Source organism: Natronorubrum sp. A-ect3, from assembly GCF_041821125.1.
Taxonomy (GTDB): domain Archaea; phylum Halobacteriota; class Halobacteria; order Halobacteriales; family Natrialbaceae; genus Natronorubrum; species Natronorubrum bangense.
In genome coordinates this window covers 925,438-939,892 of sequence record NZ_JBGUBB010000001.1, presented here as the reverse complement: position 1 = coordinate 939,892, position 14,455 = coordinate 925,438, and the positions used below count along the sequence as shown (strand labels likewise).

17 protein-coding genes are annotated in these 14,455 nt (G+C 62.9%); 12 read left to right on the top strand and 5 right to left on the bottom strand.

The window, feature by feature from the left end:
- Positions 1 to 77: 77 nt before the first annotated feature.
- Entirely contained in the window at positions 78 to 1,739 is a 1,662-nt protein-coding gene (locus tag ACERJA_RS04790) for a hypothetical protein (RefSeq protein WP_373607119.1), read from the bottom strand.
- 246 nt (positions 1,740 to 1,985) lie between these two features.
- Here ACERJA_RS04790 and ACERJA_RS04785 point away from each other — a divergent pair, with 246 nt between their 5' ends.
- The 6 genes from ACERJA_RS04785 (at position 1,986) to ACERJA_RS04760 (ending at position 8,354) form a co-directional block, all read left to right on the top strand.
- Positions 1,986 to 2,774 carry an ABC transporter ATP-binding protein gene (locus ACERJA_RS04785; protein ID WP_373607117.1) on the top strand — a complete coding sequence of 263 codons (789 nt, stop codon included), beginning with the start codon at positions 1,986 to 1,988 and terminating at the stop codon, positions 2,772 to 2,774.
- A 130-nt stretch (positions 2,775 to 2,904) separates the two neighbouring features.
- The gene (gene folP, locus ACERJA_RS04780; RefSeq protein ID WP_373607116.1) at positions 2,905 to 5,397 is read left to right on the top strand and encodes a dihydropteroate synthase; all 2,493 of its coding nucleotides are present in this window, start codon (positions 2,905 to 2,907) and stop codon (positions 5,395 to 5,397) included.
- Positions 5,398 to 5,565: 168 nt separating this feature from the next.
- Positions 5,566 to 6,333, top strand: coding sequence for a hypothetical protein (locus tag ACERJA_RS04775; RefSeq protein WP_373607115.1), 768 nt, complete (start codon positions 5,566 to 5,568; stop codon positions 6,331 to 6,333).
- A 177-nt stretch (positions 6,334 to 6,510) separates the two neighbouring features.
- Positions 6,511 to 6,660 (top strand): zinc ribbon domain-containing protein, encoded by a 150-nt coding sequence (locus ACERJA_RS04770; RefSeq protein WP_373607114.1) that lies wholly within the window; start codon positions 6,511 to 6,513, stop codon positions 6,658 to 6,660.
- Between the two features lie 137 nt (positions 6,661 to 6,797).
- Positions 6,798 to 7,787: a bile acid:sodium symporter family protein gene (locus ACERJA_RS04765; RefSeq protein ID WP_373607112.1), complete on the top strand. Its 990-nt coding sequence runs from the start codon at positions 6,798 to 6,800 to the stop codon at positions 7,785 to 7,787.
- Positions 7,788 to 7,895: 108 nt separating this feature from the next.
- Complete coding sequence (locus ACERJA_RS04760) at positions 7,896 to 8,354, top strand: NUDIX domain-containing protein (protein WP_006066356.1); 459 nt, start codon at positions 7,896 to 7,898, stop codon at positions 8,352 to 8,354.
- A 10-nt stretch (positions 8,355 to 8,364) separates the two neighbouring features.
- On the opposite strand, the gene ACERJA_RS04755 is transcribed toward ACERJA_RS04760, so the two are convergent.
- Both ACERJA_RS04755 and ACERJA_RS04750 read right to left on the bottom strand, forming a co-directional pair.
- Positions 8,365 to 9,795: a DUF402 domain-containing protein gene (locus tag ACERJA_RS04755; protein WP_373607111.1), complete on the bottom strand. Its 1,431-nt coding sequence runs from the start codon at positions 9,793 to 9,795 to the stop codon at positions 8,365 to 8,367.
- Positions 9,796 to 9,841: 46 nt separating this feature from the next.
- Positions 9,842 to 10,006 carry a hypothetical protein gene (locus ACERJA_RS04750; RefSeq protein ID WP_373607110.1) on the bottom strand — a complete coding sequence of 55 codons (165 nt, stop codon included), beginning with the start codon at positions 10,004 to 10,006 and terminating at the stop codon, positions 9,842 to 9,844.
- A gap of 248 nt (positions 10,007 to 10,254) precedes the next feature.
- On the opposite strand from ACERJA_RS04750, the gene ACERJA_RS04745 reads away from it, so the two are divergent.
- The gene (locus tag ACERJA_RS04745; protein WP_373607109.1) at positions 10,255 to 11,262 is read left to right on the top strand and encodes a PrsW family intramembrane metalloprotease; all 1,008 of its coding nucleotides are present in this window, start codon (positions 10,255 to 10,257) and stop codon (positions 11,260 to 11,262) included.
- 70 nt (positions 11,263 to 11,332) lie between these two features.
- Entirely contained in the window at positions 11,333 to 11,683 is a 351-nt protein-coding gene (locus ACERJA_RS04740; RefSeq protein WP_373607108.1) for a hypothetical protein, read from the top strand.
- A 111-nt stretch (positions 11,684 to 11,794) separates the two neighbouring features.
- On the opposite strand, the gene ACERJA_RS04735 is transcribed toward ACERJA_RS04740, so the two are convergent.
- Positions 11,795 to 12,400: a riboflavin synthase gene (locus ACERJA_RS04735; RefSeq protein WP_373607106.1), complete on the bottom strand. Its 606-nt coding sequence runs from the start codon at positions 12,398 to 12,400 to the stop codon at positions 11,795 to 11,797.
- A 134-nt stretch (positions 12,401 to 12,534) separates the two neighbouring features.
- On the opposite strand from ACERJA_RS04735, the gene ACERJA_RS04730 reads away from it, so the two are divergent.
- The 4 genes from ACERJA_RS04730 to ACERJA_RS04715 all read left to right on the top strand — a co-directional run bounded on the left by ACERJA_RS04730 (position 12,535) and on the right by ACERJA_RS04715 (position 14,125).
- Entirely contained in the window at positions 12,535 to 12,825 is a 291-nt protein-coding gene (locus ACERJA_RS04730; RefSeq protein WP_373607105.1) for a hypothetical protein, read from the top strand.
- Positions 12,826 to 12,935: 110 nt separating this feature from the next.
- The gene (locus ACERJA_RS04725; protein WP_373607104.1) at positions 12,936 to 13,196 is read left to right on the top strand and encodes a hypothetical protein; all 261 of its coding nucleotides are present in this window, start codon (positions 12,936 to 12,938) and stop codon (positions 13,194 to 13,196) included.
- The gene (locus ACERJA_RS04720) at positions 13,197 to 13,577 is read left to right on the top strand and encodes a hypothetical protein (protein WP_373607103.1); all 381 of its coding nucleotides are present in this window, start codon (positions 13,197 to 13,199) and stop codon (positions 13,575 to 13,577) included.
- A gap of 95 nt (positions 13,578 to 13,672) precedes the next feature.
- Positions 13,673 to 14,125: a pyridoxamine 5'-phosphate oxidase family protein gene (locus ACERJA_RS04715; protein WP_373607102.1), complete on the top strand. Its 453-nt coding sequence runs from the start codon at positions 13,673 to 13,675 to the stop codon at positions 14,123 to 14,125.
- A gap of 51 nt (positions 14,126 to 14,176) precedes the next feature.
- On the opposite strand, the gene ACERJA_RS04710 is transcribed toward ACERJA_RS04715, so the two are convergent.
- Positions 14,177 to 14,326: an FmdB family zinc ribbon protein gene (locus ACERJA_RS04710; protein WP_373607101.1), complete on the bottom strand. Its 150-nt coding sequence runs from the start codon at positions 14,324 to 14,326 to the stop codon at positions 14,177 to 14,179.
- Positions 14,327 to 14,455 lie beyond the last annotated feature (129 nt).

The window sequence follows — 14,455 nt, the reverse complement described above, 5'->3', positions numbered from 1 at the left end:
CGGTTCCCGAAGCGCTGAATCGCCGCTTTTTCGAACACTGATTCGAGCGCGCTCCGTCGCGGTCGAAACACTTCTCCTCACTCGAGTGTGTACCAGTCGAATCGCTCGATGGCGTAGAAATACGACACCAGTGGCGCGAGCACGCCGATTCCCAAGACGGTCCAAGCGGTGAGCGTGAGCCCGCGGGCCGAAACCGAGACGTCGGGAGTGGGTGCCATCGCGGAGACCGCTCCGATCAACTCGGCGAGCAGCGTGGCGGAGTCGGTGTAAAGGACGACCGCGGCGACTGTCGGGAAGACGATTGCGACCGAGTAGATGATGAATGCGGTCTTGCTCGGCATCACCGCCTCGCGGTTGTTCGTGACGTTGACGCTGCCAAAGCGGGGTGCTGCCGTGCCGATCCCGGTCGCCAGCGCCGGCGTGACGGCGGTGCCGACGACCGTGCCAGCGATCAGGACGGCGGTCTGCTCGAGTGAGAGCGGGCTGACGACACCCAACACGAGCGAGACGACCAGTGCGATGGGTGCGGCAACGACCATCCCAGCGACCACCAGCCCGGTGATGGCCTGGCGGCCGGTGAGCGTCGAGGTGACGACGGCGGGTAGCGCCCGGCCGAGGTCGCCAAGGGGGTTCAGCGTGAACAGCGCGCCGGCGGCCCAGACGACGTACAACGAGAGGATGACGGCGACGTGTTCGGGAACCGTTCCGCTCTGGATGATGCTCTGGACGAATCCGATCGCGCCGAACAGCGGGTAGCCGACGTACGCCAGTCGGATCGGGGCGCGCTTGGTTCGGCGGATCGCGGTCACCGTCACCGTTCGGACTGGTCGCGAAAGCCCGCGAGAGAGCACGGTCGCCAGCCGACTCGAGGACTCGCTCGCGGTCGGTTCGGCGGCGTCCTCGAACCGTGCCGGATCGGCGAACCAGTGGATTCGCGCGACGGCGATGCCGACGGCGACGGCGGCCGTACTGACGACGACTGTGCCGACGACTGCACCAAGGACGAGCGGACTCGAGGCGGAGACGTTCGGAAGCCCGGCCAAGAGGAGGTGGCCGGGCCAGCCGAGCGGGCTGTCCTGCAGGAGGGTAAACAGACGACTCATCACCAGATCGAACCGGCCGGTCGCGAGCGCACCGAAGTACAGCACCCAGAAGCCGATGAATAGGATCGTTCGGTAGCGAGCGATCGGCTCGTAGACGGTGACCAGATGCTTGGCACAGATCCCGACGACGAACCCGACTGGGACTGCACTCCCCAGCACAATCGTGGCGACGAGCAGCGCGAACGGCACGGGGAGCACCGTTCCCGCGCCGTAAGCGAACGCACTCGAGAGCGCCAGTGTCGGCGGGATGACCCATAGCGCGAACAGGAAGAACTCGGCGATTATGACGCCGATGACGGTGTTTTTGAGTGGCGTCGAGACGAGCAGAAACGCTGGCTCGTCGACTGACGCGGTGGCGGTAAACGACCGAATACTGGCCATAAAAACCAGAAACAGCCAGCCGACGGCGACGCCACCGGTGACGACCGCTGTTATCGTCGCGGCGTCGACGGGAAGGGATTCCCCAGCGAACTCCGCGCCCAGACTCGGGAGGAGGTAGCTGCCGGCGACCGTAACCGGACCGAGCATCACCACCGCGAGCACGCCCATCAACAGCAGTTTCGTTCGTTCGGTCGACACCGCACGAACCGTTCGTCGCACCTCTGTTTTGGCGACGATGAGAGAGAGCCGCGACATTACCGATCACCAATATCGACAGCGTGAGGGCTGTATGTACCGTGGAGGACCATGCCCGAGAGCGCGTTCCGAACCCAGTAAATAGTTCGGTTTCTGTCATTCGTTCGCTGCGAACAGTCACAACCCACACCAGTCACCACCCGTGCGTTCGGTTCGGTGCAGGAGGCATCGACTCGAGTCCAGATGACCGGCCACGCCGGCGAAACATGTGTGCTTTTATACAGATCGCGGCGAAACAAAACGGGTATGAGCCCTGCTGATGCCCCTGCCATCGAAACCGATGCCCTCACGAAACGCTACGGGGAGACGACAGCCGTCTCTGGGCTGACGATGACCGTCGAACGCGGCGCAGTCTACGGCTTTCTCGGCCCAAACGGTGCGGGCAAGACGACGACGATGCGAATGCTGACGACGCTCACCAGACCCACATCGGGGACGGCCCACGTCGCCGGTCACTCGATCACCGATCGCGAGTCCGTCACCCCCCACATCGGCTATCTGCCCGAGGAGCCGCCGATCTACGACGAACTCACCGGCCGCGAACAACTCGAGTACGCTGCCGGCCTGCGGGACCTCCCCGAAGCCGAGGCGAGCGAGCGCATCGACTCACTGCTCGAGCGCTTCGATCTGATCGACGACGCTCATCGACGGATCGAGGGCTACTCGAAGGGGATGCGCCAGAAGGTCGGCGTTATCCAGGCGGTCCTCCACGAACCTGCCGTCGCCTTCCTCGACGAGCCGACGAGCGGGCTGGACCCGCGTGCGGCCCGGACGATGCGGGAGACGATCGCCGATCTCGCGGACCGGGAGATGACGATCTTCCTCTCGACGCACATCCTCCCCGTCGTCGACGAACTGGCCGACGAGATCGGCGTCCTCCGGGAGGGCGAACTGGTCGCACAAGGCGACCCCGAGACGCTGAAATCCCGCGCCGAAACCGGCGAGGCACGGAGCCTCGAGGACGCGTTCCTCGAGGTCACACAGGAGACGCCCGGCGGCGAGTCGGGCCGTTCGGCGGAGCCGTCGTTGGAGTAAGCTGTCGTCGCTGTCCTCCCTTCGGGATAGTGTGACCGACGACGCGCTACGGTTGTAAAAGCGACACTGCTCTATCGACTCTGAGCGGCGAGTCCGACACCCCTAAGCGCGCGGACTTTCTGGGTCAGATATGGAGTATCACGAGGCCGCGGACTTTTTATTCGATCTGCGGCGGTTCCGCCCGAAACCGGGGACGGAGTCGACAGCGCGGCTGCTCGCCCATCTCGAGAACCCCCACGAAGACGTTACATTCGTCCAGATTGCGGGATCGAACGGCAAGGGGAGCACGGCACGGATGCTCGAGCAGAGCCTCCGCGAGACCGGGCTCTCCGTCGGACTCTACACCTCGCCACATCTCGAGGATCTGCGCGAACGGGTCCGTGTCGACGGACGGAAGATCCCACGGTCAGCGGTCTGTGAGTACGTCGAGGCCGCCCGAAAGTACATTATGGGTCGCGGTGCCGACGGTGACTCACCCACGTTCTTCGAGACGATGACGGCGATGGCGATCTGGCACTTCGGCCGCGAGGACGTCGATATCGCCATCCTCGAGGTCGGAATCGGCGGCCGGTACGACGCGACGAGCGTTGTCGATCCGGTCGCAAGCGCCGTGACGAGCGTCACGTTAGAGCATACGGGAATCCTCGGCGACACGGAAGCCGAAATCGCCCGCGACAAAGCCCACGTCGCTCCACAGGAGAACGCCCTCGTCACCGGCGTCTCCGGCGACGCGCTCGAGGCGATTCGATCGGTTGCCGGGGATGTCGTCACCGTCGGCTCGTCGACGAACGCCTCGGACACATCGACCACAGACGTTCAAGTCGCCTACGACGGTCGGGCCAACCACACCGAGGCGGCCGTCACGGTCGATACCGACGACTGGCACCTCGAGACGCGGATTCCCCTCCTGGGGGCCCATCAGGCCGAGAACGCGGGTATCGCGGCCACGCTCGCGCGCCAGCTCACCGACATCTCTGACGACGAGCTGGCCCGCGGGCTGCGAAACGCCCACTGGCCGGGCCGCTTCGAGGTGATGGACACGGACCCACTCGTCGTTCTCGACGGCGCACACAACCCCGGCGCATGTGCGGGGCTCGCGGAGACGCTCGGGACCTACGAGTACGACGACCTCTATCTCGTCTTTGGGGCGATGCATGAGAAAGACCACCGCGAGATTGTTGCCACGCTGCCGACGCCCGATTCAGTGATTACCACGGAGCCACCACTCCAGCGTGCCGAAGATCGCGACGTGCTCGCGACGGTGTTCACCGAGGCTGGCGTCGACGACGTTCGAACGGAGACGACCGTCCAGGACGCCCTCGAGACTGCTCTCGAGGACGCTGGAAGCGACGACTGTGTGCTCGTCACGGGCTCGCTGTTTGCCGTCGCCGAAGCTCGCTCGCGCTGGACGGACGCTGGCGTGCCAAAGCGAATCCGAAACAGTGCAGACGCGCGTGATGCGCTTATCACGGCGAACGTCCCCGAGGCCGGCAGCCGTCATCTCAGTGGTGATGCCGTCCACCGTGTGGTCAAGATGACCCTCGGCCACCGACAGGCGACGACGGTCAAACAGGAGCTGTTGCGTCTCGGCGGCGAATGCGCACTCTCGGGGCTCGAACACGAGGATGAAGCCGTCGACGCCGTGTTGATGGGGACGCTTTCGCAGTTCGAACGCCTCCTCGAGCGTCTCGAGTCGGCGTCGCTGGCCGACCACGGCGTCGCAGATGCCACTCGAACACTTCGTGAGACGCTCGATTTCGACGCGAGCGAATCAGACGCTGGGGCTGGGGCCGACACTGATGGGCCACAGTATCCGTGGAGCAACCGCACTGCTGTCATGGGCATTCTCAACGTCACACCCGACAGCTTCCACGACGGCGGCGAGTACGATGCGCTCGAGGACGCCGTCGCCCGCGCCGAGGCGATGGTCGAGGCCGGTGTCGACGTGGTCGACGTCGGCGGTGAGTCGACCCGCCCCGGCGCCGATCCCGTTCCGGTCGAAGACGAAATCGACCGCGTCACGCCTGTCATCGAGCGGATCGCGGATCTCGATGTCCACATCTCGATCGACACCCGCAAAGCCGCCGTCGCTGACGCTGCTCTCGAAGCCGGGGCCGACATTATCAACGACGTCTCGGGCCTCGAGGATCCCGAGATGCGCTTCGTCGCGGCCGAGTACGACGCGGGACTGGTCGTGATGCACAGCATCGATTCTATCGTCGTCCCGGACCGCGAGGTCGCATACGACGACGTCGTCGAGGACGTGATCGATCAGCTCTCCGAGCGGGTCCTGCTCGCTGAAAAGGCCGGCGTCGACCGCGAGCAGATCGTCGTCGATCCCGGAATCGGGTTCGGCAAGGCCGCCCGGGAGAGTTTCGAAATGATCGGTCGCATCGACGAGTTCCACGCCTTAGGCTGTCCGATCCTGGTGGGTCACTCCCACAAATCGATGTTCGAGCACGTCGGCTGTGGGCCCGGCGAGCGACTCGAGGCAACCGTCGCGGCGAGTGCGATCGCAGCCGATCGCGGGGCCGACATTATCCGAGTGCATGACGTGCCTGAGAACGTTGCCGCAGTTCGAACGGCACTGGCGGCCCGTGATCCCGACCGCTTCGAGTGGTAGCCGTGGCCGAAATCACTCGATAGGGAGCCACACTACCAGCTTTCGTTGTCCTGCACATGCGGGCCGTCGCTACCACACGGTTCCAGTCGACAGTACTGTGCTGGTCCAAGCTTCAACCGTGTGGGGCCGATACCTGTTGTGAGCGCAGCGTGCGCGGAGGTATATTCAATGGCTGACGAACACGATCACGACCTGACGGCAGACGTTCCGATGGAGGACCGTGTCGACAACCTCGAGACACCGGACCCGGTGGAGACGGCACTCTCGGTCACCACCGGCGATATCAGACGCGAGCTGGTGCCGTTGCTAGGCGGTGGCGCATTGCTCCTCTCAGCCCTTCGCTCGCTCGGGCGGGGTCAGCTCCGTGCGCTTCCGAAAGGGGCTGCTGGCGTCGGCCTGATTAGCTACGGGCTTCGAAATCGACGCTCGAGCGATGACTCGACGCTCGAGCCACGGGCGACCGAGATCGACAGCGGAACCGAAGGGAAAGAGACGTCCGACGAAGCGCGTGCCGCTGCCGAACGTCCCGACTCTGGTCGAGAATCTCAGATTGCCGCTGACGGCGAGATTGACGACACAGCACAGGTGGGCGACGAGCGAGACAGCGGCGAGAGTTCGCGGATCGAGTTCACCGACAACGCGGCGGATGCGGAGCCGCGGTCGAAGCCGGACGACGCCGACGGATCGGACGATCCCCGGCGCAACGTCGACGACGAGACGACCGAAATCGATATCTCCGACTCGGCGATGGCCGAGGAGGTCAGCGAGGCGACTGGCCCAGATCCCGAACAGGCCCAGCCAACGCAGACCGACGCGACCGAGCCAGAATCGACGCCGGACGACGAGAGTGAGACAGCATCGGACGCTCGAGACGACGACACTGGCGCTGATGCGGCCGACAAGATGGACGAGACGGAAGACGACGAGAATCAGTAAGTGAACAGTCATGAGCCATTCGGATGCAGTGACTGATGTTGAGGATGGCTCGATGACTGTCCACCCATAACCTGCTATCGTCGAGAGCAGTTCCGCATCCGTCGGCCAGTCTGCATGGGACTCCCTCTATATCGGGGTTGTGCCACTATGCGCTCCAATCGCATTGTATGATAGACGATGGAACGTTACGAGTTCACCTGCCCGGACTGCCGTCGGTCGTTCACTGTTACCCCATCCATGCGCGAGGCAACGCTGACAAGCGGCTGTCCCGTCTGTGCTCGCTCGGTCACTGGATCCCATTTCGTTCCGCCGGCACCGAGTGCGTAAGCGAACCGAATCGCTCGAGTGACACAGTCTCGTCGAGCCAGTTCGAGCGCGGCGTCCCTGCGGAGCCGAAACACGAGTGTTCTTACTTGACTGTCGTTGATTGCTGACTGTGTTCATCGCATGATGGTGGCTCCCAAATGAGTACACAGTCGCTGTTGGAACGAATCGGACAGGTCACGAGCAAATACTTCGTCGTCTGGGTGGTGGCAGTCTCCGCCATCGCGCTGTATACACCCGAGACGTTCACGCCGATCGGCGCATACATTACGCCGCTGTTGGGCATTATCATGCTCGGCATGGGGCTGACACTGACGCCGGCGGATTTTCGGCGGATTCTCGAGCGGCCTCGAGACGTCTTCATCGGCGCGACAGCCCAGTGGCTCCTGATGCCGACGTTTGCGTACGTTCTCGTCGTCGCCCTCGGACTACCCTGGGAGATCGGTGTTGGACTGATCCTCGTCGGCGCAGCACCCGGTGGCACTGCGTCGAACGTGATGACCTATCTCGGTCGTGGCGACGTCGCACTGTCGGTCACGATCACCTCACTGACGACGATCGCTGCACCCCTCGTGATGCCGGCCTGGGTGGTCTTGCTTGCGGGTGAGTCGATCACGGTCACGTTCGGTGAGATGGCGCAGTCGATCGTTCTGATCGTCTTGCTCCCTGTCGTGGCGGGACTGGTGCTCCGGTACGTCCTCGATGCGTACGCCCCATCCGTGGCGGAGGCTGGCCTGTCGATTTTCCCGGCGATCAGTGTGATCGCAATCGTCGCCATCGTCGCAGCCGTCGTGGGACTCAACGTCGAGGAAATCATGACGGCGAGCGCGCTCGTCTTCCTCGCCGTCATCTTGCACAACGGCCTCGGATTGGGTGCTGGCTACGGCGTTGGACACCTCACGGGGATGGGCGAGGACCGCGCCCGCGCCTGTGCGTTCGAGGTCGGCCTTCAGAACAGCGGGCTTGCAGTGGCGCTTGCGGTCGCCTTTTTCGACCCGATCGCGGCGCTGATTCCGGCGCTGTTCAGCGTCTGGCACAACATCTCCGGCCCGGCACTCGCGACCCTGTTCACCCATCTGGACGGGGATACACCTGTTGGAGACGACGACTCTACCGTCGCCGCCGACTAAGCAGCTCCGCTGCCAGTGTTTCATGTTAGCACCCCTCAAATATCCTTAATCAGTTTTAATCATTCGGGTGGTACGTTTTTATGTGTCGACAGAGTGTGTAGTTATATCATGGATACCGTAACACACGTCCAGAAGGCATGTGCATACATCACACGCCAGACGGGCGAACTACTGGTCTTCGATGGGCCAGGACACGACGGGTTACAGATCCCAAAAGGAACGCTCGAGGCCCAAGAATCACCGCGCGAAGCGCTGTTCAGGGAGGTCATCGAGGAGACTGGTCTCGGAACGCTGAACTCGGTCACACACCTCACGACAGACGTCTGGACGCGCCGAGAGTCGCCGCCGAAACGATACGTTCGCCACTTCTTTCATGCGACGGTCCACGAGCCTCGAGATCAGTGGATCCACACGGTAATGGATGGCGGCGACGAACACGGCTCTGAGTTCAATCTCCACTGGGTGCAGCCAACGACGGCACAAGAGTTCGCACTCGATCTCAACGACTACGTCCACCTGCTCCCGAACGTCTCCCTGGCCGAAGACGCCGCGACGGTCTCTGACTGATCGGTCCCGATCAGTTCGAAAGCGCCCGCTTGACGGCTTCGGCGACGGTCATTGCTTTCTCCGCTACCGGCTCCGAAATATGGCCCGCATCGACTGCGGCCTCGAGTTCGTCCGCGTCGACGATTTCGACTGTGCCGTCTGTCTGCTTGATCACGTCAACGTGGAGGTCGACGTAGCGTGCAGCGTTCGGGAACAGTTCGACTGGGGTACAGATGTTGACGTAGGTTCCTTTGGCGGTCCCCTGTGTGTCTTTGTACGTCGTCGGATACCACCACCGACCCTCACGGAACTTCGTGACGGCAACGTCGCCGTCTTCTTTCGGCACGCCGAGGGCATCGTAGCTGCCCCCGCCAGACAGTCGGCGCTCGAGGGTGAGCGAGCCGTCGCTGTCCCAGTCGGTCACGTCGCCACGGCCCAGCGTGAACAGTCGTCCATCGGGTTTGCCGTGATCGATCGCGAGACGATCGCCCACTGTCGGACCGAACTGTCGACTGACGGCGGCGAAGGGAAACTCGTCGTCCCCGTCGGTACCGGTCGAACCGCAGACGGCCTCTGCGAAGTCAACCGCGGCGCTTGCGGCCCTGTCGGCGGCTTTGGTTCGGTGGTGGCCCGGCATCGTCGTCTCGACCTCGCGACGACAGTCGTCCAACGCGAACCGGGACTCGCGGCCGAACCAGCACCACGTCGTCGCCTGTGGGGTCACGAGTTGGGCTGGCTCACCGACCTCGTCGGGTGCGTCTGCAAGTGCGTCCTCGAGCGTCTGTGCTCGACTCGTCACCTGTTCTACTGCCGTCGTCATCGCCTCGAGGTCGGCGTCTACGGCTGCGTGTTGCCAGCGCAGCCCCCACCCCTCCGGGATGTCGACCGAGAGGAGATCAGTCATGACGACGAGTTCGTCGGCTCGGTCACCGCGGAGTGCCGCCGAGACGCCGGTTCGATCCTGCGAGAGCGTACAGAGCCCGCCCTGTACTGTCAGTGTCGGCACGACCCGCGGGTCGTCGTCCGTCCACGGTGGTGTCGGCTCGGTAACCTGCACTCGATACTGGTTCCCCTCGCCGACGTAGCCGTCGACATCGTCGTAGTTGAGATAGCCACGCCGACCGTCTCCAAGGTCAACGACCGCGCCACTCCCGCCACCGGCTTCGATCACTTCGGCATCGAAGACCGACCCACGGGCGGCCGTATCGTCCCAGCGGAACGTATCGATCGCGAGCGCCGCGAGTTCGCTGGTGATCGTGTCGACCGTCTCGGGATCGCCTGAAACCTCGACGCCCTGCCTGTCTCGCGTCGTTTCGATCGCCACATCCGCCGGAGCCGTGTCGAACGACTCGTCGAACCGTTCTCGAATCGGCTCAGATGCCTGGACGATCTCGAGGCCGTTTTCCCCGAGCAGGTGCGTGATCGCCGTCGTGTAGATCCCGCGCACTCGAGCCGTCGTCATCGCTTCTCCCCCGTCACGGTGGTGTGTACACGTGCGTCCACGAGAATCACCGCAGGCGCTCGTGGCTGGGTGCGAACCGAACGCGGTCGTTGATTGTCGGTCCGAACGTCAGTTCGACGGCCTCGGCAACGGTGGCTGTGGCGGCCTGTCGGTCGTCGGTCTCGGGGCCGACATCCCGAGCTGCCTGTTGAGTCCGCTGATCGAAGTGCATACCGGTCGGTTGGGTAGCGAGGCCTTTGTGGATTCCGAGTCCACGTCGTGGCCGTCTGCTGTCGGGGTCGGGTATCAGAGAGCCAACAGAAGCGGCTGTGTTGACGTTTCGCCCGTGTCGGGGTGTGTCGAACGCACCTCCTCGAACAGGTCGGTCATCTCACGTCGCAATCGCAGCCAGCGTAAGTACTGAACGACAGACCGGCTCACCGCCGAACGCTTACCGGCACGGGGCTCATAGTGACAGCCATGCAGGGTAGGCGCGACCCGGTCGAACAAGCCGACGAGCACTCGAGAGACCTCTACGATGTGTCGACGTGGGAGCCACGGTCGGCGCTCGATCGGCTCGCATGCTCGGTTTACAACGGAATCAGTTACGGCCTCCAGACAATCGTCCTTGCCGTCGCGTTCGTGATCACCCTTGCCTTGCTCGCCCAGCCGGCAGTGCTCGTCTTCGAGGAGCCGTCGCTTGCCGTGTTCTTTGGACTCTCGGTCGTTCCCGCGGCGTTGCTCGCCGCGTTCATCTGGTACTCGGATATCACGACGAACGAACCGCTCGGGTTGCTCGTTGCGACGTTCATCCTTGCCGTGCTCTTTGCGACGTTTGCGGCCGTTGTGAACTCGACGATGGGGCCGTCGTTCCAGGCGATCCCCGTCGTTGGGACGATCCTCTTTTTCTACCTGATCGTCGGCCCCGTCGAAGAGGCCGTCAAACTGCTCGCGGTTCGCGTCTTCGCCTATCGGAGCGACACGTTCGATGCGGTCATCGACGGCGCAGTGTACGGTGCGGTCGCCGGACTCGGGTTTGCCGCGATTGAGAACGCGATCTACATCGCCGGCACGGTCGCACAGGCCGGGGTCGGGACAGTTACCGCGGCGACCGGCATTGCGACCGTCCGAGCACTCGTCGGGCCAGGGCACGTCATCTACTCCGCGATCGCAGGCTACTATCTCGGCCTCGCGAAGTTCAACCCCCAACACGCCGGCCCACTCGTCGTGAAAGGACTGCTCGTCGCGGCGTTCGTCCATGGGACGTACAACGTTACAGTCGGAATCGTCCCCGAGGTCGTCGCTTCGGCGTACCCCATCAGCTTCGGGCTGGCGTTCGTTTCCTACGTGATCCTTTTCGATCTCGCCGTCGGCTACTATCTCTACCGCAAAATCGTTCGCTACCGTCGGACGTACCGCGCAGTTAGAGACGAGACCTCTGTCCCAGCCAACCCGGGACGAACGGAGTTCGAGCCGCCACAACGGTAGCTGCAAGCCGGCAACAAGGGCGCACCTGCTGTCCCAGTGTATATCCGACTCGAGTGAGTACCACCTTGTGATGGTCCCAGTTATCGGTTCGCCTGTCGCGTTTGTTGTTGCACTACTTGTCGGCGGGCTTGCGATCTACGTCGCCGCGTCAATCGTCGCCGACATTCAGGACTACTCCCACGCGATCCTGACAGCCTTCGTCGGCGCGATTGCGTGGGCGTTGACGGCCTGGATCCCGCTGTTCGGGCCGTTGCTCGCGTTGATTGTCTGGGTTTGGGTCATCAACTGGCGGTATCCTGGCGGCTGGATCAACGCCGGGCTCATCGGGCTGATCGCCTGGATCGCCGCGCTCGGTATTCTCTTCGTGCTCAACGCCGTCTTCGGCCTCGGTGTTGGCGCGTTCGGCGTGCCGGGCGTCTGATACGGACTGCTGTCGTCACTGACCGCCGATCACCGACCCCGTCTCTGGTGAGCAGCGGTACATCGGTACAACAGACCGTATGAGGGGCCGTCTGCTATCCTGTTCGATGTCCTACTCGAAACGGGCCTCGAGCAGCCGTTCGACGTACTTTGCGAGCACGTCGACCTCGAGATGCACCGGATCGCCGGGCTCCTTTTCGGAAAGCGTCGTCAGCTCGTAAGTCGTCGGAATAATCGCGACGGTCACCCGCCCGTCGTCGGCATCTAAATCGGCGACAGTGAGGCTGATGCCGTCGAGCGTGATCGATCCTTTCTCGACGACGTAGCGGCCATAGCCCGCTGGCAGTTCGAACTCGAAAAACCAGTCTTCGTCGACGGATTCGATGTTCGAGACCGTCGCGACCGCATCGACGTGTCCCTGGACGACGTGGCCATCGAAGCGGCCGTCTGCGGGCATCGCCCGCTCGAGATTGACCGTGTCTTCCTCGGCAAGCTCGCCGAGGTAGGTCCGGTCGACGGTCTCAGTCGCAAGGAAGACCTCGAACCATGCGCCCTCCTCGAAGCGTTCGACCGTGAGACAGACGCCGCTGACGCTGATGCTCTGGCCGTGTTCGAGCCCCGTTGCGACCTCGTCGGCACCGATTCTGAGCCGGAGCCCGTCGTCGGTTCGCTCTCGAGCGACGATCTCGCCGGTTTCCTCGACGATTCCCGTGAACATACCCGAAAATGAGAGCCGCCGAATAAATCCGTTCCGAACTCGTGACGCGTTCCAGTTCCGTGAACTGCGTACGACGAGCACTGGTGGGGTGACAGTCGTCGCCCTTTTGACTACATCCGCATTATGAGCGCATAATGGCCGGTATCATCGATACGATCAAACTTGCGGGCGTCCTCGTGCTCGCGCTGCCCGCCGCACTCGCCGGACTCGAGTTCCTGCTCGTTCGCGGGGAGACGATGACCGGGACGATCCTGCTTGTCCTCGCCGTTGCGCTCGTGGTCATCCAGCGGCGACTGACGACGCCATCGGACGTTCCCGGACTCGCTGCCAAGCGCGTTGCCGACGTCGTAACGAGCGACGCGGAGACGGGTTCGGATGAGGACTCTGAGACTGCCACCGATCGTCGCCGCGACGGTCAGCCGTAACGGCTTGACAGGTCACACTCTCTACGGCGCAGACAGCGGTGGTGTCCGTGTGCTGGACGTTCTGACGCTCTCAGGCTCGAATTTATCGGCATGGAGACCAAACTATTGGTATGACAACACACGTCGAACGCTCCTTTCGTGGCATCTCCGAGCGGCTCACAGTGCGATATCTGACGAAGCTGGGTGGCGAGCAGGTCGACGACGACACCGTCGAAGGAGACAACTGGACGGCGACGTTCTCATCGGAAACGGTCTCCGTCGGTCCCTCGCTGACGCTGACCGAGATTACGATCGTGTTCGAGGGCGAGTCGGACCATCTCGAGCCACTCGTCGATGAGTTCGCCCAGAAAGCGATGCGAGCAGGTGGGTAGATGGCCGGCGAACCGATCGACGGCCAAGTGCTCATCCTTACCGCGGCGAAAGCGAGCGTCCCACCAGCCCGACTGCCCGATCTCGTCGACCGAGCACAGAAACGGCTGGCGCCGGCCCTCGAACGATATCGCCGCGAGTACGAACGGCTCTATGCGGACGACGAGCGTGAGGTATTCCTGGTGGAGTGGGGCCACTGGGAGACGCTCGGTGACGACCTCGAGGTCAGCGACCGTGAGCTAGCGGCGATCCGCCGTGCCCACGAGGAACAGCTGTTGCGAATCGGGCGACGAACCGATCGCGAGGACACGTTCGAGACCGCACTCGAGATTCGAGAGCCAGTCTGTATCGGGACCGACGGAGATCGCACGAACGGCGTGTGAGCCGTCTCTCCCCGAAACCGCCAGCAGCCAGACGGCGGCCGATGCCGATGGCAACTATAAAGAGTGTGTTGGCCCTCTCTCGATGCACTGAGACGATGGCTATTAGTCAGGAAACAGAAATGACTGCCACGGCGATAGACGATTTTCTCGGTCATCACGAGACAGGAGTGCTGTCGCTTGCACGCACCGACGAACCATATTCGATTCCGATCTCATACGGCTATGACGACGATAACCGAGTCTTCTATATGCGACTGGTGTCGACACTGGAAAGCGAGAAGCGAGCGTTCCTCGACACCTCTCCATCGGCACGGCTCGTCGTCTACGACGAGCAGGCCTCGAGCTATCGGAGCGTCATCGCAACCGGAACACTCGAGAACATCCCACCGGCGGAGCTGACGCCGTCACAGATTGCCCAGTACGGCGACGCGAAACGACCACTGTTCGAGATCTGGGCACAGCAAAAAGACGAACTCGATATCGAACTGTATCGACTGACACCCGACTCGCTTAACGGCCGACAGATCGACATCGACCGCGAGGCGTAGTTTCGAAAGCCATTGCGTCTCGAGACTGCTGTCGAGGCGTCTCCAACAGTATCAACTCGTCGGCTGCTCGGCAGCGAAATCCCCGGCTGTTGCTTCAGCACCACAGACTGGACAGCCGTGTCTCAGGGTGGCCTCGCGCATTGCCTCGTTAACTTCGATTGCTTGTCCGCAGTCAGGACAGGTAAATTCGTATCTACTCATGAGGGGGGCGACGTTTGTCTAAGCCGGTGAAGTCTATGTACATAGTTGTGCATGATCCGTATATAGTGCTGCGGTTCGCCGTCGAAATCCAGTAGTTGCCGAAGGGTTCTTTAACCAGAAACTGTCGCC